Annotated in this window: 18 protein-coding genes and 1 tRNA gene; 2 read left to right on the forward strand and 17 right to left on the reverse strand. The window is 50.6% G+C overall.

Annotated elements, in window-relative coordinates; all coding sequences use genetic code 11:
• Positions 1 to 50 precede the first annotated feature (50 nt).
• The 3 genes from DWV73_RS03055 to DWV73_RS03065 all read right to left on the reverse strand — a co-directional run bounded on the left by DWV73_RS03055 (position 51) and on the right by DWV73_RS03065 (position 5,373).
• Positions 51 to 3,815 carry a phosphoribosylformylglycinamidine synthase gene (locus tag DWV73_RS03055; protein WP_117795627.1) on the reverse strand — a complete coding sequence of 1,255 codons (3,765 nt, stop codon included), beginning with the start codon at positions 3,813 to 3,815 and terminating at the stop codon, positions 51 to 53.
• A gap of 358 nt (positions 3,816 to 4,173) precedes the next feature.
• Positions 4,174 to 4,812, reverse strand: a complete 639-nt coding sequence (locus DWV73_RS03060) for a histidine phosphatase family protein (protein WP_117795629.1) — start codon at positions 4,810 to 4,812, stop codon at positions 4,174 to 4,176.
• 6 nt (positions 4,813 to 4,818) lie between these two features.
• The gene (locus DWV73_RS03065) at positions 4,819 to 5,373 is read right to left on the reverse strand and encodes a sigma-70 domain-containing protein (RefSeq protein WP_117795631.1); all 555 of its coding nucleotides are present in this window, start codon (positions 5,371 to 5,373) and stop codon (positions 4,819 to 4,821) included.
• A 139-nt stretch (positions 5,374 to 5,512) separates the two neighbouring features.
• Between DWV73_RS03065 and DWV73_RS03070 the strand changes: the two genes are divergently transcribed.
• Complete coding sequence (locus tag DWV73_RS03070; protein ID WP_117795633.1) at positions 5,513 to 6,436, forward strand: LysR family transcriptional regulator; 924 nt, start codon at positions 5,513 to 5,515, stop codon at positions 6,434 to 6,436.
• Here DWV73_RS03070 and DWV73_RS03075 read toward each other — a convergent pair.
• Together DWV73_RS03075 and DWV73_RS03080 are read right to left on the reverse strand one after the other, a co-directional pair.
• Complete coding sequence (locus tag DWV73_RS03075) at positions 6,372 to 8,810, reverse strand: ATP-dependent DNA helicase (RefSeq protein WP_117795635.1); 2,439 nt, start codon at positions 8,808 to 8,810, stop codon at positions 6,372 to 6,374. The two genes, DWV73_RS03070 and DWV73_RS03075, sit on opposite strands and share 65 nt — an antisense overlap.
• Before the next feature lie 355 nt (positions 8,811 to 9,165).
• A complete protein-coding gene (locus DWV73_RS03080) occupies positions 9,166 to 9,408 on the reverse strand; it encodes an HPr family phosphocarrier protein (protein ID WP_107000009.1) in 243 nt (80 codons plus the stop codon).
• Between the two features lie 493 nt (positions 9,409 to 9,901).
• Between DWV73_RS03080 and DWV73_RS03085 the strand changes: the two genes are divergently transcribed.
• Positions 9,902 to 9,972 (forward strand) — tRNA-Trp (locus DWV73_RS03085).
• A gap of 251 nt (positions 9,973 to 10,223) precedes the next feature.
• Here DWV73_RS03085 and radA read toward each other — a convergent pair.
• From radA to infC, 12 genes are all read right to left on the reverse strand, one after another.
• Complete coding sequence (gene radA / locus DWV73_RS03090) at positions 10,224 to 11,627, reverse strand: DNA repair protein RadA (protein ID WP_117795810.1); 1,404 nt, start codon at positions 11,625 to 11,627, stop codon at positions 10,224 to 10,226.
• 161 nt (positions 11,628 to 11,788) lie between these two features.
• On the reverse strand, positions 11,789 to 12,202 hold the full coding sequence (locus DWV73_RS03095; RefSeq protein ID WP_022359635.1) for a hypothetical protein: 414 nt from the start codon (positions 12,200 to 12,202) through the stop codon (positions 11,789 to 11,791).
• A 124-nt stretch (positions 12,203 to 12,326) separates the two neighbouring features.
• Positions 12,327 to 14,774 carry an ATP-dependent Clp protease ATP-binding subunit gene (locus tag DWV73_RS03100; protein ID WP_117795637.1) on the reverse strand — a complete coding sequence of 816 codons (2,448 nt, stop codon included), beginning with the start codon at positions 14,772 to 14,774 and terminating at the stop codon, positions 12,327 to 12,329.
• A 28-nt stretch (positions 14,775 to 14,802) separates the two neighbouring features.
• Positions 14,803 to 15,837, reverse strand: a complete 1,035-nt coding sequence (locus DWV73_RS03105; RefSeq protein WP_117795639.1) for an ATP--guanido phosphotransferase — start codon at positions 15,835 to 15,837, stop codon at positions 14,803 to 14,805.
• A complete protein-coding gene (locus tag DWV73_RS03110) occupies positions 15,821 to 16,387 on the reverse strand; it encodes a UvrB/UvrC motif-containing protein (protein WP_107000012.1) in 567 nt (188 codons plus the stop codon). Before DWV73_RS03110 ends, DWV73_RS03105 begins: the two co-directional genes overlap by 17 nt.
• A 73-nt stretch (positions 16,388 to 16,460) precedes the next feature.
• Complete coding sequence (locus tag DWV73_RS03115; protein WP_022359631.1) at positions 16,461 to 16,835, reverse strand: GntR family transcriptional regulator; 375 nt, start codon at positions 16,833 to 16,835, stop codon at positions 16,461 to 16,463.
• A 359-nt stretch (positions 16,836 to 17,194) separates the two neighbouring features.
• Positions 17,195 to 19,579, reverse strand: coding sequence for a cadherin-like beta sandwich domain-containing protein (locus DWV73_RS03120; protein WP_117795641.1), 2,385 nt, complete (start codon positions 19,577 to 19,579; stop codon positions 17,195 to 17,197).
• A 124-nt stretch (positions 19,580 to 19,703) separates the two neighbouring features.
• Positions 19,704 to 22,238 carry an SH3 domain-containing protein gene (locus DWV73_RS03125; protein ID WP_117795643.1) on the reverse strand — a complete coding sequence of 845 codons (2,535 nt, stop codon included), beginning with the start codon at positions 22,236 to 22,238 and terminating at the stop codon, positions 19,704 to 19,706.
• A gap of 372 nt (positions 22,239 to 22,610) precedes the next feature.
• A complete protein-coding gene (locus tag DWV73_RS03130; RefSeq protein WP_022358437.1) occupies positions 22,611 to 24,104 on the reverse strand; it encodes an oxaloacetate decarboxylase subunit alpha in 1,494 nt (497 codons plus the stop codon).
• Between the two features lie 525 nt (positions 24,105 to 24,629).
• Entirely contained in the window at positions 24,630 to 24,986 is a 357-nt protein-coding gene (gene rplT, locus DWV73_RS03135) for a 50S ribosomal protein L20 (protein ID WP_022358436.1), read from the reverse strand.
• Positions 24,987 to 25,017: 31 nt separating this feature from the next.
• Positions 25,018 to 25,215 carry a 50S ribosomal protein L35 gene (gene rpmI / locus DWV73_RS03140; RefSeq protein WP_022358435.1) on the reverse strand — a complete coding sequence of 66 codons (198 nt, stop codon included), beginning with the start codon at positions 25,213 to 25,215 and terminating at the stop codon, positions 25,018 to 25,020.
• A gap of 37 nt (positions 25,216 to 25,252) precedes the next feature.
• On the reverse strand, positions 25,253 to 25,747 hold the full coding sequence (gene infC, locus DWV73_RS03145) for a translation initiation factor IF-3 (RefSeq protein WP_107000016.1): 495 nt from the start codon (positions 25,745 to 25,747) through the stop codon (positions 25,253 to 25,255).
• Positions 25,748 to 25,901: the final 154 nt, after the last annotated feature.

Consider the following 25,901-nt stretch of genomic DNA (forward strand, 5'->3'; position numbering starts at 1 on the left):
ATTTCTGCGGTCCGGTCTATTTCTACCTTACTTAAAAGCAGGTGTTCATTTTATTTGAAATACTCCACACCTGAAGCAAACAGCTGCATATCCTGATTTCCATAGATATTCATGCCTGTATCGCTCCAGCAGCGCTCGTTGTGACCCATCTTACCAAGAATACGTCCATCCGGGCTTGTGATACCCTCGATGCACTGGTAGGAACCGTTCGGGTTCCACTCCTCGCTGACGGATAAGTTTCCGTTCGGATCGCTGTACTGGATCGCGATCTGACCATTTGCGCGAAGTTTTGCAAGCCACTCCTCGTTGGCTACGAAACGTCCTTCACCATGGGACATCGGGTTGCAGTATACGCCTCCCAGCTCTGCTTTTCTGAGCCACGGGGACAGATTAGATACAACCTTTAAGTATGCCATGCGGGAAATGTGGCGTCCAATGTTGTTGGTTGTCAGAGTCGGGGAATCTGCTTTCTGAGGCTCAATCTTGCCTCCGGTTAAAAGTCCCAGTTTGATTAATGTCTGGAAGCCATTGCAGATACCCAGTACCAGGCCATCCCGGTCATGAAGCAGTTTGTCGATCTCCTCCATCATCGCCTCGTTGCGGAATACCGTAGCGAAGAATTTAGCCGAACCATCCGGCTCATCACCTGCGGAGAATCCACCCGGGAACATAATGATCTGGGATTTCTTGATATCCTCTTTGTACTGCTCGATGGAAGAACGGATATCGGATGCATTCTGGTTGCGGAATACACGCACAATCGTCTCCGCTCCGGCTGCCTCAAACGCTTTCGCGCTGTCCAGCTCGCAGTTGGTACCCGGCATTGCCGGAATAAATACGGTTGGTTTTGCCACTTTATGTTTGCATACATATACCTTATCGGTATTGTAAAGTGTCTCTTCTGCTGCCTTCATCGGTGCGCCGGAAGCGGTCGGGAACACTTTCTCCAGGGTTCCGGTCCATGCTTTCAGAGCCTCTTCCATGGAGATCACGGTACTGCCATACTCGAAGGTTCCCTTGTCGGTTACCTCACCGATCACGGTGTACGGAATGGACAGCTCGCCTACCTTGCCGTCCGGAACCTCGCAGACAATATTGCCCCAGCCAGCGGCGAAGAAGTCTCTCGGATCTACATTGTGCTCAATCTTTACGCCCAGGCGGTTACCAAATGCCATCTTGCTGACAGCCTCTGCTACACCAGCACCCTCAACCGCATATGCGGAAATAATCTTTCCAGACTCCATATCGCGGTAGATTTTCTCGTAACCATCCATGATCTGGCTGTAAACCGGCAGGTCATGTGCATCTTTCTCGATGGTAAAGAGAACAATCTTGCTGCCCGCTTTCTTAAATTCCGGAGATACCACGTGTTTGGTATCGGAAATATCAACTGCAAAGGAAACCAGTGTCGGCGGTACGTCGATTTCGCCGTGCTCTTCATCATAGAAGCTGCCGGACATACTGTCCTTGCCGCCGATGGACGGAAGTCCAAATCCGAGCTGCGCACTGTAAGCACCGAGCAGAGCGGAGAACGGTGTGCCCCATCTCTTCGGATCTTCCGTCATACGTTTGAAGTACTCCTGGAAGGTAAAGCGGATCTTGTGGAAATCACCGCCGTTTGCCACGATCTTAGCAACAGAATCCAGCACTGCGTAAGTAGCGCCGTGGTACGGGCTCCAGCTGGACAGGTACGGATCATAGCCGTAGCTCATCATGGTAACGGTATCGCATTTGCCCTTGCTCATCGGCAGTTTTGCCACCATCGCCTGTGTCTCGGTCATCTGGTGGACACCGCCGTATGGCAGGAATACACTGCTTGCGCCCACGGTGCTGTCGAACATCTCAACCAGACCCTTCTGGGAGCATACATTTAAGGAAGAAAGCATGGACAGCCATTTTTCTTTGACATCCTTTACTTCCTGTTTATCAAATACATTGCCTTCCCTGGTCGGAACCTCAACGGTAACGGTTGTCTCCTGATGAGCACCGTTGGTATCCAGGAATGCACGGCTTAAATCTACGATCGTCTTGCCTCTCCAGTTCAGAACCAGGCGCGGGGACTCAGTAACAACGGCAACCGGAACTGCCTCCAGGTTCTCTTCTGCTGCATAAGCAAGCATCTTATCAACATCTTTCGGGTCTACCACCAGAGCCATACGCTCCTGTGACTCGGAAATCGCAATCTCCGTTCCGTCCAGACCTGCATATTTCTTCGGAACCTTGTCAAGGTCAATCTGAAGTCCGTCAGCTAACTCACCGATCGCTACCGACACGCCGCCGGCGCCAAAGTCGTTACACTTCTTGATCAGACGGCTGACCTCTGGGCGGCGGAACAGTCTCTGTAATTTACGCTCGGTCGGTGCATTGCCCTTCTGAACCTCTGCGCCGCAGACCTCGATGGACTCCTCGGTATGTACCTTGGAAGAACCGGTTGCGCCGCCGATACCATCACGGCCGGTACGTCCACCCATCAGGATGATTACATCGCCCGGATCGGAAGTCTCACGGATGACATTTTTGCGCGGAGCTGCTGCCATAACAGCACCGATCTCCATACGTTTTGCCACATAATTTGGATGATAAATCTCTTTTACATAGCCGGTAGCAAGACCGATCTGGTTACCGTAGGAGCTGTAGCCATGTGCTGCATCCTTTACGATGCGCTTCTGCGGAAGTTTGCCGTGCAGTGTCTCCGACATCGGACGGGTCGGATCAGCCGCACCGGTCACACGCATAGCCTGATATACATAGGTACGTCCGGAAAGCGGGTCACGGATAGCACCGCCTAAGCAGGTGGCAGCGCCGCCAAACGGCTCAATCTCGGTCGGATGGTTGTGGGTCTCATTCTTAAAGTTTACCAGCCACTCTTCTTCCTTGCCGTCGATGGTAACCGGAACTACGATACTGCACGCATTAATCTCCTCAGACTCCTCCAGATCCTCCAGCTTGCCCTCACGGCGAAGCTTCTTCATAGCGAGAACAGCCAGATCCATCAGGCAGACAAACTTGTCATCGCGATCTTTGTAGAGAACCTCGCGATCTGCCAGATACTGTTTGTAGGAAGCTTCCATCGGCTCATTGTAATCGCCCTTTGTAAAGGTAACGTCCTTTAACTCAGTCTGGAAGGTCGTATGACGGCAGTGATCGGACCAATATGTATCCAGCACGCGGATCTCGGTCACAGACGGATCTCTCTTCTCTTCGTTCTTAAAGTAGTTGTGGATATGCTCGAAATCCTTGAACGTCATCGCAAGGTTCAGGGAATCGTAGAGTTCTTTTAACTCTGCCTCGCCATAACCGCAGAAACCATCGAAAATCTTGACATCCTCCGGCTGCTCAAATACCGTTACCAGCGTTTCCGGCTTTGCGTTGTTATTCTCACGGGAATCCACCGGGTTAATGCACAGGGACTTGATGCCCTCGATCTGCTCCGCGGTCAGTGTTCCGGAAATAACATAAGTTGTCGCGGAACGGATCACCGGATTTTCCTCTTCATTCAGAAGTTTCACACACTGTTCTGCGGAATCGGCTCTCTGATCGAACTGTCCCGGCAGGAACTCAACGGAAAAGATCGTATCGCCTTCCTTGGACGGGAATGCCTCCTCATAGACAAAATCAACCGGCGGCTCAGAGAAGATAGTAATCAGCGCTTTCTGATATGCATCCTCCGATACATCCTCAATATCATAGCGGATCAGTACGCGGACATCGGTGATCGTGTCGATCCCCAGATAGCTTGCGATCTCCTCTTTCAGATCGTGAGCCAATACGGCAAATTCCGGTTTTTTCTCAACGAAAATACGTCTTACGCTCATGTTTTCCTCCTGTTTTTTCGTATTTTAATGTTTCATGTTCTGTAAAATACATTCATTTTTTAGCATAAAAGGCAAATGCCTTCTTCTAGCATCTGCCTTTATCATACACAATTTTTATAGATTAGTAAAATTAATATATTTAATATTTTTTATTAACACATCTTATTGGTTACTGTTCACGCATACGTGCCCAGTAACGGAATTTGCCGTGGCTTCGCATTTAAATACGGCAAATTCCTGCTACCACCACGTTTTCTTACGGCACTTTCGGTTCCAAAAGTGCCTACCCGTGAACAGTAACTCTTATTGTATCTCTTGCCTTATTTCATTCCTGCTTTTTTCATTTTGAAATCATTCTTTAAAACGATTTTTTCTGTTCCAACGTCCCTGTCTCATTCAGTGCAAGCAGCTTTCCCATCCCCGTCGAACGGTCATACGAAACAACCGACAGACTGGCATTCGCCACAATGATCTCCTGCGGCTCCCGATGGAAACGGAGCAGATAATTCATCAAAAAGACGAGGATCCCACCGTGCGCCACGATCACCGCATCCCCGGCTGTCTCCTCCAAAATCTGTCGGATCGCCCGTTCACTCCGCGCCTCGCAGGATTTTCTTGATTCTCCGCCGGACGGGATACCGACCATCGGCTGTTCCCTCCACAGATGAAATTCGTCCGGGTACTCTGCTTCCACCTGCTGCCAGCTTTTGCCTTCCCAGCATCCAAAATCGCGCTCCCGCAGCCCCGTCAGGCGGCGGAGCGGTAATTTTCCTTCCTTTGCCAGGATCTCCGCCGTCTGGAATGCCCGCGCAAGCGGGCTGGTATAAACCGCATCGATCCGCGTTCCCGCCGGATAGCCACTCCTCTCTTTTAGAACAGCGGCTAGCTGCTCCGCCTGCTGCCGTCCTGTCTCATTCAGCGGAATATCCGTCGTTCCCTGTATCTTTCCCGCCCGGTTCCAGTCAGTCTGACCGTGGCGCACCAAATAAAACAGCATTTTCTATTACTCCTGTTCATCTATCTCTTTCTGAGCCATCTCTGCCGCCTGACCGCTGACCTTCATCGCATCCATCGTCAGCTTCATGATGTCACGGATCTCATCCTCGCTCATCTTCATGCGCTCTGCCAATTCCGCAAGGGTCGCCTCGCGTCCCAGCTCCCGCGCCATGCTCGCAGAAATATCCTTGAGGACATTAACGCGCGCCGCCATCTCCTCCTCAATCTTCGTCTCGCGGTTCTGAATCTGCAGCGCATCCTCGATCGCCGCGCGCACCCGTTTCTCCATCTGTGCGTCAAAATCGCCTCCCTCATACTCGCCTGCAAACAGGAACAGTGCCATATTTGCCTCCTGCACCAGATCGCCCGCCGGAAGTCCCCGATCGTGGTACTCCTCCGCGATCTGAACCGCCTTCGCCAGTTTTAACTCCGTCAGACGGGAAGCCGCTGTCTTGTCCCCCTCCGTCAGTTTTTTCAGAAGCGCCGCTTCCTCCTCCGGCGTGCCCTGCGGGAGATTTTTCAGTTCCTCTAAGTAAATATCATAAAATGTATTAGATTCCATGTGATATTCCCTCCTAAAAAATACATACTTCTAAGATGATTCCGTCATTTTATCACAAACAAGACACAGATACAATCATTATTGACTCCGTCCTTCAATCATGTTACACTGAATACAGTTCTATAAGGAGGACTAATAAATGGATATCAACTATGAATTATATAAAGTATTTTACCACGTAGCCTCGACGTTAAGTTTCTCCGAGGCATCCAAGCAGCTTTTCATCTCCCAGTCGGCGGTCAGCCAGTCGATCAAGGTACTGGAGAAGAAATTGAACCAGACTCTTTTCATCCGCAGCACAAAAAAAGTACAGCTTACCCCGGAAGGCGAGATCCTGCTCAAGCACGTGGAACCGGCGATGAACCTGATCCGTCAGGGCGAAAACCAGCTGCTCGACTCTAACAGCTTAAACGGCGGTCAGCTCCGCATCGGCGCAAGCGACACGATCTGCCGCTATTATCTGGTGCCATTTTTAAACGAATTTCACAAGCGCTACCCGAATATCCACATCAAGGTTACCAACCGTACCTCCATCGAATGTGCGCGGCTTCTGGACAACGGACAGGTCGATTTTATCCTAACGAACTATCCAAACTCCGGGCTCGGTGGAACGCAGAATATCCATGTGCTGCGCGAATTCAACGATATATTCGTTGCCAATGAAACCTATTTCCCGATGAAAGACCGCCCAGTTACACTGCACGAGCTGCAGGCGCTCCCGATCCTCATGCTGGATCGCAAGAGTACCACCAGCGAATTTCTGCACAACATGTTCCAGAAGCACCAGCTTGACCTCGTACCGGAGATTGAATTAAGCAGCAACGATCTGCTCATCGATCTGGCGCGCATCGGTCTCGGCATCGCATTTGTCCCGGATTTCTGTCTCCCGGCTGGCGAAAAAGAACTTTATGCCCTGACCCTGACTGAAGCCCTGCCGCCGCGCCAGCTCGTCGTCGTCCACAATGAGACAATGCTGATCTCACAGGCATCGCGTGAATTTATTGAACTTCTGGAAAACGGCTCCAAAACGCCTGGAGCTCCTGCTCCAGAGACGAAAGACTGACCCGTTTGACATCGCTCCATTCCCTTGGAAATAATTCCCGGTACTCCCGACGCCAGAACCGGTCATCCAGTAAAAGGATGATGCCCTGATCGGACGCGGTCCGGATGACCCGCCCTGCCGCCTGGAGTACCTTATTCATGCCCGGATACTGGTAGGCATATGCAAATCCATCTTTTCCCGCTTCTTCAAAATATCCCTGCAAAATTTTCTGCTCCGTGCATACCATCGGGAGCCCGGTTCCGACCACGATCACGCCGATCAGCCGGTCGCCTGTCAAGTCGATTCCCTCCGAAAACAGACCGCCCATCACGCAGAACGCCACCAGGGAGGTATCACGTTCAGCTGTTCGTTCGGGAGAAAATTTCTGTAAAAATGCTTCCCGCTCCTCCTCGGTCATGTGAGAATCCTGGACCAGGATTTCCATGCTTTTTCCGTTTTTCCCGGAATGATTTTTCATTTTTTCATTATCATCCAATTCAACATTCTGATACGCATATTCCCCTTCACACACCTCACGTACCCGGTTCATATACTGATACGACGGAAAAAACACAATATAATTGCCCTTTTTCACACTTGCCATCGTCTGGATGTACCGCAGCACCCGCCGGTATTCCGTCTCATTGCGCCGCGTATACCGGCTCGTCACATCCGTCGCCGCCAGCAGAAGACGCCGCTCCTGCGGAAACGGGGACGGCACATAGACCGTATAGTCCTCCTCCTGATCCGACAGAAGCATCCGGTAATACCGAAGCGGCAGAAGCGTTGCCGAGAAAAAGACCGCCGCTTTTCCCTGCGACAGGCACTGCGCCAGATTTTCAATCGGATTGACACAATAAAGCCGGATGACAAATTCGCCGGACGGCAGAAGTTCCGTGTAAATCCTGTAATGCTCATCGACCCGCTCATACATATTTAAAAAATGTCGCACCGAAAAATAAAAATCCAGAATCGTGTCCCGTCCGTCTTCCCCGCCCGGCTTTTCCAGATACTTTTCCATTTCTCCAAAAACACCGTTTAACACTGAAACCAGATGTCCGGCATCCTTGAGCAGCTGGTAGCCGCCGCACTCCCGCTTCATCTCCAGAAGCGCCTTATTTAACCTTGTAAGCTGCCGCCCCAGCGCCGGCGCACGATGTCCCAGTACCTTTTTCGTCAAAAGCACTTCTTCCTTTATAATAGAAGCACTGTACATTTCCCGCGCGCGCGATACCAGATTGTGAGCTTCATCCATCAGGAAGAAATAGTCTCCCTCCGCCCCATCCGCAAAATAACGCTTCAAGCGCACATCCGGGTCAAAGACATAATTATAATCGCAGATGATCCCATCCACAAACGAAGAAATATCAAGGCAGAACTCAAACGGGCAGACCTGAAATTTTTCCGCATACTCTAAAATTACCGAACGCGTGATTCCAAATTCCTGATGCAAAATTTCATACACCGCATCGTTGACACGGTCAAAATGCCCTTTCGCACGCGGGCACATTTCCGGATTACACACCGGTTTTTCCAAAATACACAACTTTTCCTTTGCCGTGATCGTGACCGAACGAAAATACAGCCCGCGTTCCCGCAAAATCGCCAGCGCCTCTTCCGCCACCGTCCGCGTGATCGTCTTCGCCGTCAGGTAAAAGAGTTTCTGCCCATGCCCTTCCCCGATCGCTTTAAGCGCCGGAAATACCGTCGAAAGTGTCTTTCCAATCCCGGTCGGGGCCTGGACAAACAGCCTGCGCCCGCGCTCCAGCGTCCGGTAAACCGCCACCGCCAGCTCCCGCTGTCCCGCCCGGTACGGATAGGGAAATTCGAGCGCTTTGATTGATTCATCACGTCGCAGCCCGTTGTGATAGAGGTAACGCGCCCATTTGACATATTCATGGATCAGACCAGCAAACCATTCAGAAAGTTCGTTCATCGTCTGGATCTCCTGAAAGCGGCGGATCTCCTCCGTCTCCAGATTACAGTAGGTGAGCTGCAGTGTCACTTCGTCCAGCGCTTCCTGTAATCCATAGATATAGCCATAACAGCGCGCCTGCGCCATATGCACGCCAACCGCTTCTTCCAGACAGTTTACATCCTGGTAAACACACTTGATCTCATCGATCGTGACATCTTTTCCATCCCGGATGATTCCATCCGCACGCCCCTCGACCACGATCTGGAATCCGTCCTCCTCCACCGAATGGCGCAGCGACACCTCCGCCTGATACCCTGATCCCATCCGCCGCTGTATCTTCCGGTGCATCCGTCCCCCAGCTAACATCGCCTCTTTCTGTGCACCCGCCGTGCGCCGGTTATCAATATCCCCCGAACGCAGAACGAACTCAACCAGATTGCGGACGGAGATCCGTATCTGCCTGCCGGTCAGCTCCATGTGTGGTTCCTCCCTTCCCCGTACATGTACTCTCGGAATCTTTCTGTGCTTGATTTTGTGAAATGATTTTTTGTCAGTTGTGCCCAAATTTCTGAGGCGTACGCGGTGCGTACGTTGATGAAATTCGGGTGCGGCTGGCGGAAAATCAGCCACAAAAGCACGTGCAGAAAGACTCCGAGAGTACATATATATGTCTATCAAAAAGACTGCAGACACCATCTTCTCTCCGGCACCCGCAGTCTTTCTTTATTTTCGTACTATCAACTTTTCTTTCATCATGCCGATTCGAGCCATACATATCCTTCCAAAATATCTATGATATCTATGTTCCACTTGAACCAGCCTTCCAGCCCTTTTATGCCGCTGTCACATTGTCCGCTTCCATCGTGTCAAGGAACGCCTCATACTCTGCATCCTCGCCCGTGTACTCAACGGTCAGAATCTGTGTCAGATCCAAACTCATAACTCCCAGAATCGACTTGGCGTCAATGACAACACGGTTATAAAAAACATCAATATCAAAATCGCATTTCATAGAAGCATTGACAAATTTCTTTGCATCTTCTATCGTTTTCAGCATAATTTTTCTCTGTTTCATAATAAACAACTCCTTTTTCCTGAATGTACCAACAGAATTTTTCCCTCCGTTTTTTAGGCACATTTAAAACCATAAAGATTTATTCAGTGTTTATAGCATGATTTTTGTCGAATGTCAATTTGATTTCTTTTATACCGCATATTTTTAATACATGATTTTTACCAAAAAAGCAGAGTGTTTCTTGGCAAAATATTCCGACGTCTAGAACTATCGTCGTATTCATTTCATGATATATTGTCATTATTTATATACATCAAATGGTTTAGCGGATTGTTTTTGGGCAGTTGAACTAAATATTCATTGTGATTTTCCACCCAGCATGAGCACACAAATTCTCTTTTACCAAATTATCCTGATCTCTAGTTTCCATATAAAATGATGAATGATACTTAATAAATGGAAAAAAATATATTAAATCAAAAAAAATGAAAAATTATAAAAAAATTGTTGACTTTTCGTTATGGCTATGATATCATAACTGAGTCAGCAGCGAAGGGGAATAGTTCAATGGCAGAGCAACGGTCTCCAAAACCGTTAATGGGGGTTCGAATCCCTCTTCCCCTGCTTCTAAAGGCGTCAGTGATTCAGAGATGAGTCATTGGCGTTTTTTGTTTTTTTAAACATTCAAGTCAAACGTCCATGAGACTTGGCGCGTGATTCTGGTCAGAGAAGCTGACATATTCCTATCAGAATCACTGCGCATCCTCGCGGAGCGTTTATCTCAGTCGGAGACCTAACTCCCACTGAGACAAATTTGCTGTTACTCACATTACGCTAATATTATTTTTCTTAAATTTTCCCAAAATCCAAGCAACCTACAGCAGCCCAATCGCCTCCCGCACATTTGCCACCCCTTCCAGCCGGATATCCGACCTTGGTTTCAATTTACTGACATTGACCATCGGAAGAATGCACCTTGTAAATCCCATCTTGACTGCCTCATGGACTCTCTGCTCTGCCATCGAGACGGCGCGCACCTCTCCGGAGAGTCCGACCTCGCCAAATACGATCGTTTTCTCATCCAGCGGACGGTCTTTATAGCTGGAAATCAGCGCCATCACGATCGCAAGGTCAAGCGCCGGCTCGTTCATCTTCATGCCGCCTGCAATGTTGACATAGGCATCGTACCCGGACAGGGCATAACGGCATCGTTTTTCCAACACTGCCATGAGCAGGTTCACACGGTTGTAATCGACGCCCGCTGCCGTCCGCCTCGGCAGTCCGAAATTCGTCTTTGACACCAGCGCCTGCACTTCCAGAAGAATCGGGCGGGTTCCCTCCATCGAGCAGGCAGTCACCGCACCGGATGCCTCCGCCGGGCGCCCTTCCAGCATAAATTCGGATGGATTCGGCACCTCCGCCAGTCCTTCCTCCCGCATCTCAAACACGCCGATCTCATTGGTCGAACCGAAACGGTTCTTCACTCCCCGCAGAATCCGGTAGGACGCATGGCGATCGCCCTCAAAATATAGCACTGTATCGACCATATGTTCCAGCATACGCGGTCCCGCCACAACACCCTCTTTCGTCACATGACCGACGATAAAGACTGTCACACCCAGTCCTTTTGCGAGCTGCATCAGGACGCCGGTGCACTCTCTTACCTGGCTGACACTGCCCGGTGCAGAACCTGCCGCCTCGATAAACATGGTCTGGATCGAGTCGATCACGACCACATCCGGGCGTACCTCCCGGATCACCTCCGCAATCGTATCCAGGTTCGTCTCACTCAAGAACGAAAGTGGTCCGCGCACCGTCCCGATCCGGCTTGCCCGCAGTTTGATCTGTTTTAATGACTCCTCGCCGGAGACGTATAAAACCTTTTGTTCCTGTCCTGCCAGGTTCCGGCAGACCTGCAGAAGCAGGGTTGATTTTCCGATTCCCGGATCTCCGCCGACCAGCACCAGGGAGCCACGCACCACGCCGCTTCCAAGCACCCTGTCAAGTTCTGCAAATCCGGTTCTCGTCCGATCCGTATCGGAAAGCTCAATTTCATCTAAGCTGACTGGCTTTGCCTGCGCGCCAACCCGTTTCCCCGGTGCCGCCGTCAGCGAAGCCGCTGCCGCATACCGCCCTGCTGCCGTACCGGATGATGCCGGTGCGGACGGCGCTTCCACCATCGTATTCCACGCCTTGCACGCCGGGCACTGCCCCATCCATTTGGAAGATTCATAACCGCATTCCCTGCAGAAAAATCCCGTTGATTTTGCCTTTGCCATTCTGATTCCTTTCCAAACACTTCTTCTCATATTTCTTATTACACAAAAAGCTGCTGCATGGCGGAAACCGGCTTCCGGCGCACACGCCCGCCATTCCTGCCATGCAGCAACTTTCATCTCACGCATTGTAACTTGTACGTAACGCTTTGTTTTTCTTTTCCTTATCTGGCTTCAATCCGGATTGCGGTTGCCTTGCCCGGGTTCAGCTCCACGCTCAGTACCAGTTTGCCACTGACGTTGGTCTTCATGCCGCCGACCGATACGCCGTCTACATATACCTCATACTCACGCTCATCCTCTAACTGAATGGTAATCTGAGCATCCTTCTCGCCCTCAACCGAAAACTGTACGGAAGTATCTCCCGCCTGGAAATGATTGACTGCCGTGCCCGGTACCGACTCATATACGAACATTCCGTTGCGCTCCAGCTTGGTAATCTCGCCGAATGTTTTTACCTTATAAAGATCGCCCTGAAATTCAAAATCCTGCAGCTTGGACTTTGCTGCTAACATATAATTGCCAAAACTGATGGTTCCGTCATCCTCGATGCGGATTAACTCGCTAACTACTGGCATAATGCTTTATCCTCCTAGTATCCTTTTAATCAATATCGCAACTGCTCCGCACTTACACAGTTACTCAGTAGTATCATTTTAACACACTTCGACCGGGTTTACCAGTCTTTTCGCTTCCAGCCCTTTAGACCGTCTCAAATTTCAGCTGATCGCCATCTTTTTCAATCCGAACCTCTGTTTTTTTCCGGATCGTGCCTTCCAGGATCTTCTCAGAAAGCTGATCCTCGATCTGCGTCTGGATCGTCCGGCGCAACGGTCTTGCACCATATTTGGAATCATATCCCTTGTCTGCCAGAAAATCGATCGCATCATCTGTGATCGTGAGCGTCATTCCAAGCTGATCCTTCGTCCTTTTCTCGATGCCGCGCAGCAGAATGCCCGCGATCGTCTTGATATTCTCCTTCGTCAGAGGATGGAATACTAAAATCTCATCGATTCGGTTTAAAAACTCCGGCTTAAACATCCGGCGCACTTCCTCCATCACGCGTTCTTTCATAAACGCATAATCCGCTTTCTCACCGCTCTCCGACGAGAATCCAAGCCGCTTCGGGGAAATAATATTTTCAGCGCCCGCATTGGAGGTCATAATCAGAATCGTGTTCTTGAAATCCACCTTCCGTCCCTGTGCGTCCGTAATGTGCCCGTCATCGAGGATCTGCAGCAGAATGTTAAATACATCCGGATGCGCTTTTTCAATCTCATCAAAGAGAATAACCGAATATGGATTGCGACGCACCTTCTCGCTGAGCTGTCCGCCCTCCTCGTAGCCAACATATCCTGGCGGCGAACCGATCATCTTGGAAACGCTGTGTTTCTCCATGTACTCCGACATATCAACGCGGATCATCGCATTTTCCGTGCCAAACATCGCCTCCGAGAGTGCCTTGGAAAGCTCTGTTTTTCCGACACCCGTCGGCCCCAGGAACAGAAACGAACCGATTGGCCGCTTCGGATCCTTGAGTCCCACACGACCACGGCGGATCGCACGCGCCACGGCGGATACAGCTTCCTCCTGTCCGACCACGCGCTCATGCAGAATGGACTCCAGTTTCAACAGCCGCTCTGACTCTTCTTCTGCCAGCTTGCGAACCGGGATCTTCGTCCAGTCAGAAACAATGTCCGCAATCTCATTTTCACCGACCACTAACTTGCGTGAATTTTTCTCTTTTTCCCATTTTTCACGAATCTTTTCAATCTTTTCCTGCTTTTTCTGCTGCTTCTTCTTGATCTCACCGGCTTTCTCATAGGCTTCAGCCTTGATCGCCTCTTCCTTCTGACCTTCGAGTTTTTTGATCTCCGCTTCGAGCTTTTTGATCTCCTCCGGCTCCGTATATACAGTCAGACGCAGCTTCGAGGATGCTTCATCGATCAGATCGATCGCCTTGTCCGGCAGGAAACGGTCATTGATATAGCGGGCAGACAGGCGCACCGCTGCCACCAGTGCCTCATCCTGGATCGTCACCTTGTGATGTTCCTCATAGCGGCTGCGAAGCCCCTTCAAAATCTCAATGGATTCCGCCTCCGTCGGCTCATCCACCATAACCGGCTGAAACCGGCGTTCCAAGGCCGCATCTTTTTCGATGTATTTGCGGTATTCTTCCAGCGTCGTCGCACCAATGAGCTGAATCTCGCCCCTCGCCAGCGACGGTTTCAGGATATTAGAGGCATCGATCGCGCCCTCCGCGCCGCCTGCGCCGATGATCGTGTGAATCTCGTCAATAAACAAGAGCACATTTCCACTCTCCCGCACCTCGGCAAGTACCTTCTTAATCCGCTCTTCGAACTCACCGCGGTACTTGGATCCTGCGACCATGCCGGACAAATCGAGGCTGACAACCCGCTTTTTCGCGATCGTCTCCGGTACATTGCCGGAAACAATGAACTGCGCCAGACCTTCCACAACCGCCGTTTTTCCGACGCCTGGTTCCCCGATCAGGCACGGATTATTCTTCGTCCGGCGGCTTAAAATCTGAATAACACGTTTCATTTCCCGTTCCCTACCGATGACTGGATCGAGCTTTCCGTCCCGCGCCATCTGAGTCAGATCCCGGCTGAAATTGTCCAGATTCGGTGTATTGCCTTTCTCCGGGCGCACCCGTCCTGCTGCCGCATCTTCCGCCGCCTCGGACGGCGCATCATCGCCCATAGCCCCCATCAGATCCACATATAATTTCTGAATATTAACATTCATTGTATTGAGTAAACGGCACGCAGTTGATTTTCCATCCTTGATGATGGCAATCAGGATGTGCTCCGTTCCAATCAGAGGCGCTTTGAAAAAAACCGCCTCATCATAACTCGCCTGCAGCACGGCGCGCGCCCCCGGCGTATATTCAATCTGTCCCTCTACCTGAGTCGCCACTGCCGGGCTTATCAGACGCTCCATCAGTTCCATGACACGCTCTTCTGTCACATCATGTTCTGCCAGAACCGCTGCCGCCACGCCAGTTCCCTCTTTTATCAGTCCTAAAAGCAGATGCTCCGTCCCCACATAGCCGTGTTCCAGCTCCTGCGCTGTCTCGACTGCCAGACGGATCGCTTCTCTGGCTTTCTGAGTAAAACGATCGATCATTTTACTGTTCCTCCTGTTTCTTTTTACTTTACACCAGCTTCGGCAGTTCCTCACGCAGATACCGCGCCCGCTCTGCCTCCAATTCCTCACGTCCCAGCGGCTTGCTCGAACGTTTCTGTAAGTTTGCCGGCTGGATGCCGATCATCAGGCGGTAAATGCTCACAAATTCTGCCGGTTTTAACAGCCCGTCCGCGATGCCCGCCCAGACATGAGATAGAAATGTCATCGCTTCCTTGAGCGTCATCCGGCGCGCATATTTCAGAACGCCGTAGGACTTGTACGCCTCGTCCTCCCGCTCCAGGCGGTGCCTCGACAGAGAAACCTCGCGGAACTGATTTTCCTGCGCCGAGAGCTGCCCCGCCACGTTGGCTACCAGCTCCAGAATCTCTTGTTCGGTGATTCCGAGTGTCTTCTGATTGACTACCTCGTACAGATCGCCGTAGTTTTCATTGCCTCTGCCATAAACGCCGCGCACGGTCGTGCCGAAACGTCCCATATCGCCCAGAAGTTCCTGAAATTTCTTATTCATTGTCAGAGACGGCAGATGCACGACCACGGACGCCTTCATTGCTGTTCCGACATTCGTCGGATAGGACGTCAGATACCCATATTTCTCATTAAATGCATACGGAATCTTCTCGTTGATATAATCATCCAGCTCATCCGCTTTTGCATAACATTCTTGCAGATCGAGTCCCGATGCCAGCACCTGTAAACGGATATGATCGTCCGCATTTAATACCATGCTGACCCGCTCATCCTCCGAACAGAGGATCCCACCCGGCGTCGTCTTCTCCGCCAGCGTGCGGTTTAAAAGCCGCCGTTCCCGCAATGCGGTGCGGTCAAGCTTCTCCATCAATTCCAGATCTTCATATTCATAAAACTGACCGTCCCGGTCACCCAGATCGCGAAAATTCTGTTTTAAACGGGCAATCATCGTCCGCGCCTCATCCGGCTCCAGACGGCTCGGAAATTTATATTCCTCCCAGTTCCGAGACAGACGCACCCGGCTGGAAACGATATTGGACGCATCATTCGCCACTTCCTCAAACCATTTCGTCATGTCTCATCTCTCCTTCCAGACTGTGTATCTTATCCCGGCAGGCAGCAGCCGTCTCATAGTCTTCTTCCTGCAACGCCGCTTCCAGCCTGCGTTTCAGCTGCTTAATCTGCTCTTCCGGGCTGAATTCCAGTTCTCCTTTCTTCGTCACCTCTGCAGCCGCCTGACTGCGCGGCTGGATCTTCGGATGTTTGCCGGTATGGCTCGAATTTTCCTGCAATTTCTTAATTTTCTCTCCAAGCAACGGATCAAACACATGATAACAGTCCGCGCATCCGAAACGGCTGTTCTTGATAAATTCTTCATACGTCGTGCCGCAGGTCGGGCATACCACATCCTCTTTCGGTGCCTGGCTGGCAGATGCATCCGTCAGTCCCAAAAGGCTCGAAAGCAGTTTTCCAAGCGGAAATTCTCCCTCAATCAGTGCCGAGTACGGTCCCAGATCCATCTCTTTCGCGCACTGGGCGCAGAGATTATGCTCTGTCTTGACGCCGTTAAACACTTCTGTATATTTAATATTCGCTTCGCGAATCCCACATTTCTCACACAGCATAATTTATCCTCCCAACATACACATCCCGCAACGGTTCCAATACACAAAAACCATCGCCCGCAGCCGGAACCTGCTATTCCGCTGTAAATGCGTCATAAATGGAATCCACCAGATTGTGAACCTCCTCGCGGCTCACATTTTTACAGACACCTCTTGCCAGAATCACACTGAGATCCCGGCGCATCTCCGAGATCGTCCGCATCTTATCCGTGTCAAGTGCAATCACTGCCCCGCGGCGGCGGTCCACACGCAGAAAGCCTTCCTGTTTCAGTACAGAATATGCCTTGTTGACCGTGTGCATGTTAATTCCGATGTTATCCGCTAACTGGCGCACGGATGGCAGCGTATCGCCCTCCCGGATCTGGTCGGTCGCAATCCCGATGATGATCTGGTTTATGAGCTGAATATAAAGCGCTTCCTCACTGTTAAAATCAATCTCTACAATCATACTCCACCATCTTTCATTCTGACGGCAGACCCCGTTTCTAAATACAGTCAGCCGCTTATTTTATCATTTGTTATATAGATTGTATAACAAACAGGTGTTTTCGTCAACTGTAAAACTGTGTTAATTGTGTGAACTTGTTACTGTTCACGGATAGGCACTTTTGGAACTGAAAGTGCCGTAAGAAAACGTGGTGGCAGCAGGAATTTGCCGTATTTAAATGCGAAGCCACGGCAAATTCCGTTACTGGGCACGTATGCGTGAACAGTAACGTGAACTTGTTACAAAAAAATCGATATAAAAGAAAAGACAGATACCCACCAGAAATCTCCTGGACAGATATCCATCTTTTCCTCTTTTATTTACTGCGGATCGTCGATATACTCAAATCCATCCTCATCACGCCGATCCCGCTCTAACCGGGCTTTTGCCTCGCGGGCGCGTCTGGATCGCTCTGATTCCGACTCATATCTCGTTGGGCGATCACCGTATTCCTCCCGTTCCAGCGTGTAGTAAAGCTCCGAGCGGGATGCCGGGCGCACATGAATCGCCGGGCGCGCATTCCGGCGTTCTCCCGATGCTGCAGACTCTTTCGCCGCACGATGCGCCGATGCCGGCGTGTAATCGCGCTGCAGGCGACTTTCTTTTGCTGAAACAGCACGTTCCCGTTCTGTGCGTCGGCTTTCTGCCACTGCCTGGCGTTCCCGCTCTGCGCGGCTTCCGTCTGCCGAAGTTCTGCGCGGACGCTCTGAACGGCTTTCCTCTGCCGCATCTCTGCGGGTGCGCTGCAGACGTTCTTCTTCTGATGCCTCTCTGCGGACACAAGCCGGACTGCTTTCTTCTGGTATTTCTCTACGGACGCGTTCGGAACGATTTTCGCTTCCTGCTTCCCGGCGGCGTCTTTCCTCCGGCATCCGTTTTGCGCGGTCTGCCGATGCTGCTGCCTCCATACTCCGCTCCCGGCGAACCGGCTGGGACGCGCGCTCCTCATCCCTTGTCCGGCGGGCCGGCGGCGTCTCGCGCTCCTCTTCCCGCTCCCGGCGGACCGGTCTTGTCTCCAGCATCTCTTGGGTTCGGCGCGCACTCCGACGCCCTTCCTCCATCCGCTCTGCAGACGGGCGGCGTCTGTCATCCGCTGCCATGCGCTCCTTCTCACTCCGCGCTGCCGGTCTTGCCGGCGTCATTTCCCCATCTTCTCTCTTGTCGCGCCCAGTGCCTCGTTTCACCCGTGCGTCTGCCGCCGGTCGTGCATTCGGCGATGGCGGACGGCGCTTGGACCTCTGTCTGCCTCCGGCTGCCTGCGCTTCCCCTCTCCACTCTTTCCGCTTGAGCAGAAGATTGATCACGATAAAGAACAAGATTACACATGCCACGCCCAGAACCGCAAGCATGATAAAGCGGATATTATAATCCCTGCAAAGTGCGTTGTACTTATCTACAATCTCTTCCACTTGTGCATCATCGTATTTAGTTGCCAGAGACGGGTCTTCAAAATACCGTTGGAAGGTCTTTTCTGCAATATCATACCGGTACAGCGACTTCTCGCCGCTCTCATTCATACCATATACGACACAATACTTCTGCTGTTCATCGCTCTTCCACACCCAGCCCTGCACTTTATACGTGCCGTTTAACTGAATGGTCGTCTCCATAAATCCATCCGGAATCTGAACCGACTCATCCGGTGGAAGCACCAGAATCGACTTTGCTGTCACATCGATCGTCACATACGGCGATAACACACCGGATTCCGGTATATAAATATAAAACGCACCATTTCCATCGGCACCCTGCAAATACAGAAGCGTCAGGTCATTGCCATTTCCACACTGGACCTCTGAACCGCCATAAGTACAGGTAGACTGCGTATATCCTTCCGGAAGCAGGGAGGCATCAAATTCCGTCGCCACCGTATAGGAAACGCCGTCTATTTCCACATCCAGCCCGTTTTTCACAACCGGCGTTGTCCCAACTGCCTCTGTTTCAGCCCCTGTCTCCGCCTCTGACGGCACATCGACCGTATCGAGCTTATTGACTGTGATCGTGTAGCTCTTAGTTGTCTGTCCATCCTCCGCCGTCACCTTGCAGACAACGGTATTAGCACCTACCTTTAAGCCGGAATCACCGCTGACAAGGACTTTCGCCTTGCTGTCCTTCGCACTCGCGCTGACCGCCAGCTTATCGACGCTGGCTCCTACCTGCGCCGTATAGGAAGTCACATTTGGCGAAAATGCAGGGGAAAGTGTTCCTGGAGAAATCTTCAAGGACGAAAGCGCCGCTTCCGCCGAGGAGGTTGCCGGTGCTTTTACTTTGACGCTCGCCGTTCCCGTTTTAGAAACTGTGACTGCCTGTGCATCTGAGTCATAGACTTCATAACTTCCCACAGAGATCGACGTATTTCCCGCCTGCACTGCCTTGAATTTCAGCGTATAGGAAAATGCCTTCGTCGAATTGGAATCCATCGTTCCAACCAGGCGGACGGAACCTGCACCGCCGCTTGCGTTATTTCCGCTCACAAACTCAATGACCGACGGATCATAGGAAAGTACCACGTCGGATGCCCCTAGATTTCCATCCTGAGAGGAGATCTTCACATTGACGCTGAACTCCTGACCCACCGTCGCACTCGGATCGGAAAATGAAATTTTTGCGCTGGATGCATAGGCGCTGATCCCGCCAACCGGCGCCGCCACCGTCAGCATACCTGCCGCAAGTATACCTAATATGATATTTTTAAACCTTTTCATTCAACTGCCCTGTCCTATATTCTTTATTGGTAACGGTCCCATATCTGCACCGTTCCCTTTCTTTACAAATTTTCACGTACCCGCTGCCATCTCTCAAGACCAGCCGCAGGTACGTGAAATATCCCTACAGTCCCAGAATCTTCTTCTGCATCAGAAGAATATCCAAAATATCTACTTTTCCATTTCCATTTAGGTCGGCGCGCGCGATTTCCTCCGCTCTTAACTTTCCAAGTCCCAGTATCGACCGCTGTGCCAGCAGGATATCCATGATGTTCAGCTTACCGTCGCCGTTGACATCCCCGCGCACCGACGATGCCGCATGCGTTCCCGATGTGGACTGGGATGGTGCCGCCGCGCTGGTCGGCGACTGGCTCCCCTGCGGACTGCCGGCGCTCCCGACAGACTCCCCATTTGGCGCAATCAGGGTTCCGGAACTGCCGCTCCCAAATCCATTCACATTCGATCCCGGTGCAGACTGCCCGGAAGGAGAGCTTCCTGAACTGCTTCCCGAAGAGGTCGGACCGACAATCTGCACATCCGAACCGCCGGAGGAAGAATTTCCTGAACTGCTTCCTGAAGACATGCCCGGTCCCGTCGCCGGACCGCTAGAGCTGCTTCCAGAGGAAACGCCGCTTCCAATCGAGCTTGAGTAGGTCGGACCGCCTGACTGGCGCACTACGTGAAGGACGTAATTTCGCAGATTTCCATTTGCCGCTTTGACCGTCACGGTGATCTCATTGACACCGCTCTGCAGATCGACCGTTCCCGTTCCAGCAATCGTTGCCTTGGAATCAATCGCGCTCGCTGCTACCGTCACGCTTGCCACCGACGGATCCACGATCAGATCGTAGGACTCTGTATCTCGGTTAAAGGTCGGTGTCAGTGCAAATCCATCGACACCCAGCGCCGACAGCTTGTTGTTCGGGCTGCCGTCCAGCGTCGGTTTGACGCAGGCGCCCGCCGGCATATTTTTATACACCGGAATCGAGAACTCAAGTGTTGTATTTGCCAATGCCGTGATCTTCGAAAGCGTCAGTCCTTCGGCAGCTGCCGCCTGCACGTTCGTCATGTACTGGTGTTTATAAAGGTTGCTGCCCTGCACATTAAATTTCTTTAAGTACAGCGTATCCTGCCCTTTTTTCACATAATTCTCGCCATAATAAACCGAACCGCCGCGGATCGATTTCTCGATGCTGTTCCACGGGCGCAGATAGCTTCCCGACTGGGATGCCCACCAGAGTCCGCGTTCTACCGCACTCATCGAGCCGGACTGATATGCCTCTATATTAAAGAAGTTATAATATCCCTGATAGCCGGACACCGTTCCGGAAATACTGCGTCCGGTTCCCTGGCTGCCCTGTTCCTGCAGAATCATCGACGCCAGAATATATGGATTGACTCCCGATTCGGATGCCGCATTCATGATGATATCTACATAGGAAGTACCGATTGCAGACTGCTGCGCCACTCCCGTGGAAGTTCCCGAACTGCTGGAAGTGCCACTTCCCGGTGCACTTGTTCTTCCGCTGCTGGTTGAACCAGAAGTTGTTCCAGTTGTGCTGCTTCCTGGTGCGCTTGTACTGCCACTGGTGGTTCCAGCCGTGCTGCTGGTTGTCCCCGATGACTTATTCGATGTGCCGCTGCTGACCGGCGCCGTCTCCCCGTCTGCATTGTTGGAAGAAAATCCGTCTCCCGCCATGCCCGGTCCATTGATCGCTGCCACACGCTCTGTCTTATGATCGCTGATCGAGGCAATCGGAGACGACAGACCGGTGCTGCTTCCGCTCGAACCTGACGAACTTCCCGGTCCTGTCGCTGAACCGGAAGAAGAGGTTCCAGAACTGCCTCCCGTACCAGTCGATACCGACGAGCCACCCGACACTGTTCCGGAAAGGAAGGTCCCGCTTACCATGTTCTGCAGCCCCGCCTTCGTGTGAAGCGAACTGTCATACGACTGTTTCATGAACTGGTAAATATATTTATCATTTAAGAAATTCCGCGGATCCATATAATAGGCGATAATATCCGAAGACGCCTGTACCCAGGAGCTTCCGTCAAAGCCCGGCCAGGTTCCGGTTCCCCAGTCATACGCGCCTGTCTCGGTCGATTTCCAGGACGAAATGCTGCTGCTCGCAACCAGGTTCCGCCCGATCACGCTTTCATTTTTCAACGCTGTGTTCCAATCCAGATTCGTCTGGAACGCCGTGAACGTCCAATTCGGATATTGTGCATGCAATTCCCGGAGCCCCTGTTTATAGCTCTCCGGAAATCCCTGCTTTGTCAGATAGATTTCAAAATCCGAATCCGATTTGATCGCCGTCGGAAACTTTATGTATTTGCTCGAAACATACCCCGTCTGCTCACCGCCGCTTCCGCTATATCGTATCTGATACCATACGACGCCATCCGTTCCCGTCTGCTCACCAAGTACTGTAACCGGTGCGCCCTTGGACAGCTTCGCTAGTGCCTGATACGAAGTGCCCGGTCCACTCCGGACATTCAGGTTTGTCGCATTGACCGACGCGGTTCTCTCTTCCGCATAGCTGACGATCCCCAGCAAAGACTCTGCTGCAGTACCTGCCAGCCCTGGGTTGACCGCCATCACAGCGCCCAGCAGAAACGCCGCCGCCCGTTTCCCCAATAACTTCCATTTTTTCATCCGTCTATCTCCTCATTCTGCTGCGTTTTCTGCAATTCATCCCCCGCAGCGGAATTCTTATTCTGTCTGCCGCCGCATTTCCAGACAGCCGCTCGACTGTTTTCCATCTTTTTCACGTTTTTACAATCGTATCTATTATAATGAAAAAAGACCATATGTGTCAACCTTACCGAAAAAACTTCGCAAAATTTGGGGCCTTTGCGCGAAATTGTAAGATTTCCTTAATTTTTAGAAGCAGTATAGGTTGGCTTTGAAATGTTTTCCGGATATATGATTTTTGAATGCATAGTAGCATAAAAAGGAGTGCCAACCCGGTACACTCTACCGATTCTGGCACTCCTTTTGGCTCAAAATCCTTAAATTCTTTTTAGCTTAGATCTGGTAAGACTCGCTTTTTCTTCCAGCCCAGGTATTGATTCCGTTTCCATCCATCTCCTCAGTGGACACCGGTGCTTTCTTTACTTCCGGCGCAGCTGCTTTCAGGATTTCGCGTTTCTCAACCGGCGGTTTCTTTGCCGGACGGGACTCGAAGAACTCTTTTGCTACCTGTGGGAACAGTGCATAAGTCAGAACATCCTCATCCTGCTGCTTCCACTGCTTCATCTCCGCCTCAATCTTCTCAAGCTGCGGCTCGATCAGATCTGCCGGACGACAGGTGATCGGTTTTGCATCGCCGATTGCTTTCTTCTGAACTTCTTTGTCGAACGGCTTTACAGTCTGTCCGAACTCGCCCATCAGAAGTTTCTTGGATTCCTTTGTGAACATCTTGTAGCGCTCGCCCATCAGGACATTTAATACAGCCTGCGTACCAACGATCTGGGAAGACGGAGTAACTAACGGCGGCTCACCGAAGTCTTTGCGGACTCTCGGAATCTCTTTCAGAACATCGTAGTATTTATCCTCTGCGCGCGCTTCTTTCAGCTGGGAAACCAGGTTGGAAAGCATACCGCCCGGGACCTGATAACGCAGGGTATTGATGTCAACGCCCAGAACCTTGGTATTCATCAGACCACTCTTTAACGCTTCCTCACGCATCGGGCGGAAGTAATCTGCGATCTCCGCCAGTTTTTCCTGATCCAGTCCGGTATCATACGGAGTACCTTTGAAGGTCTCAACCATAACCTCGGTCGCCGGCTGGCTCGTTCCCATCGAGAATGGGGACATCGCGGTATCGATCATGTCAGCGCCCGCTTCCACTGCCTTTAGGTACGTCATGGATGCAACGCCGGAGGTGTAATGCGTATGGATATCAATCGGAAGATCAACTGCCTCTTTCAGTGCTTTTACAAGGATCTCTGCATTGTACGGAGTCAGAAGACCTGCCATATCCTTGATACACAGGGAATCAGCGCCCATATCCTCGATTCTCTTTGCAATGTCTTTCCAATAATCCAGTGTATATGCATCACCCAGTGTATAGCTCAGTGCTATCTGTGCGTGTGCTTTTTCTTTGTTGGCTGCCTTTACCGCTGTCTCCAGGTTGCGGATATCATTTAAACAGTCAAAAATACGGATAATATCAATACCATTGGCAACTGATTTCTGTACGAAATATTCTACCACATCATCTGCATAGTGGTTATAACCCAGAATATTCTGTCCGCGGAACAGCATCTGAAGTTTTGTCTTCTTAAAACCATCTCTCAGCTTTCTAAGGCGCTCCCACGGATCCTCCTTCAGGAAACGAAGGCTGGCATCGAATGTCGCACCGCCCCAGCATTCTACTGCATGATATCCAACCTCATCCATCTTTCCGATGATCGGAAGCATCTGCTCCGTTGTCATTCTGGTTGCAATCAGAGACTGGTGCGCGTCACGAAGGACAGTTTCCACGATCTTAACCGGCTTTTTCTTTTCATTTGCCATTCTAAAGATACCTCCCAATACACTTTTATTATGAGTCAACTATCTGCGACCTGGCTGATTAAATAATTCACAGCCATATTTTTATCCATTATACCACAAGTTTCTCGATTTCTGGATAGTTTTTTTAATATAATTTCATAAGTAAATTCTATATCGTGGAAATGTGGGTTGTGATTTTTGCTGATGTCAGGGAGCTTTCCTCTGCGCCGCGTGGGGGCGGCTGGAGGAAAAAAATTTCTTGGTCACTTCTTTCTAGTCCGCAGTGCAGCAGCTCGAAAAAACTTCGTTTTTCCTCGCTGTCGGGCATTCGCCCTATGAAAAAAAGAAGCCACACAGCTGCTTTTGTGTAAACACAACGCTTCTGTGTGTCACATCTTTCTAGTCCGCAGTGCGGCAGCTCGAAAAAACTTCGTTTTTCCTCGCTGTCGGGCATTCGCCCTATGAAAAAAAGAAGCCACACACAGCCGCTTTTGTGTAAACACAACGCTTCTGTGTGTGGCTTCTTTTTTTCGCACTGCTCTTTGCTTACGCAAGTTTGGACTTAGCCAGCTCTGCCAGTTTTGCGAAACCTTCTGCATCGTTGATAGCCATGTCAGAAAGGATCTTGCGGTTCATCTCAACACCAGCCTGCTTTAAGCCGTACATGAACTTGCTGTAGGACAGACCATTGATACGTGCTGCTGCGTTGATACGAGCGATCCACAGCTGTCTGAACTGTCTCTTTCTCTCTTTACGACCAGCGTAGGAGCTTGTAAGAGCTCTCATTACGGACTGCTTAGCTACACGGTACTGTTTGGAACGTGCGCCTCTGTAACCCTTTGCCAGCTTTAATACTCTATTGTGTTTCTTTTTAGCGTTTAATCCGCCTTTTACTCTTGCCATCGGTTATTTCCTCCTTCTTAATCCTCGAATCTTATAAGTACGGTAAAATCTTCTTCATTACCTTGCTGTTTGTAGCATCAGTAACGATGTCTTTTCTAAGATTTCTTTTTCTCTTTGTAGATTTCTTAGTTAAGATGTGGGATTTGTAAGCTTTATTTCTTACTAACTTTCCGGTTCCGGTTGTTTTAAAACGTTTAGCAGCTGCTCTGCTTGTTTTCATTTTAGGCATGGTGTAGTCCTCCTTAATAATAGTTATGTCCTTATATCTAGCGTTTCGCAGAAAGGAACAGTACAATACTTCTTCCTTCTACTTTTGCCGGTTTATCAACGGCTGCGATATCGGCAAGCTTCTCTGCAAAATCGTCAAGGATATACTTTGTCTTTGACATATGTGCCATCTCACGACCTCTGAAACGAAGTGTAACCTTTACTTTATTGCCTTTTTCCAGGAATTTTCTCGCATTGTTCATCTTGGTATTCAGGTCATTTTCATCGATATTCGGGGAAAGACGAACTTCCTTGATCTCGATTACCTTCTGTTTCTTCTTAGCTTCTTTTTCTTTTCTTGCAAGCTCGTATCTGTATTTACCGTAATCGATAATCTTGCAGACCGGCGGCTTCGCAGTCGGAGCAATCTTTACTAAATCCAGTTCCGCTTCTTTCGCTAACTTGTAAGCATCCTTTGCGGACATGATTCCAAGCTGCTCTCCATTTTCGCCAATCAAACGAACCTCTCTGTCTCTAATCTGTTCGTTAATCATTAACTCGCTAATAGTCGTGCACCCCCATGATATGTGATGATTTTGGTTGATTCAGTGTCAAAAAAAATAAGTGAACAGTACAGACCATCCACTTACTCATAATAGGAAATCCAATATAGGAAATTTCTCAAATTTATGAACCCACAGTCACTTG

The sequence above is a fragment of the Clostridium sp. AF12-41 genome, assembly GCF_003461685.1.
Classification (GTDB): domain Bacteria; phylum Bacillota; class Clostridia; order Lachnospirales; family Lachnospiraceae; genus Otoolea; species Otoolea fessa.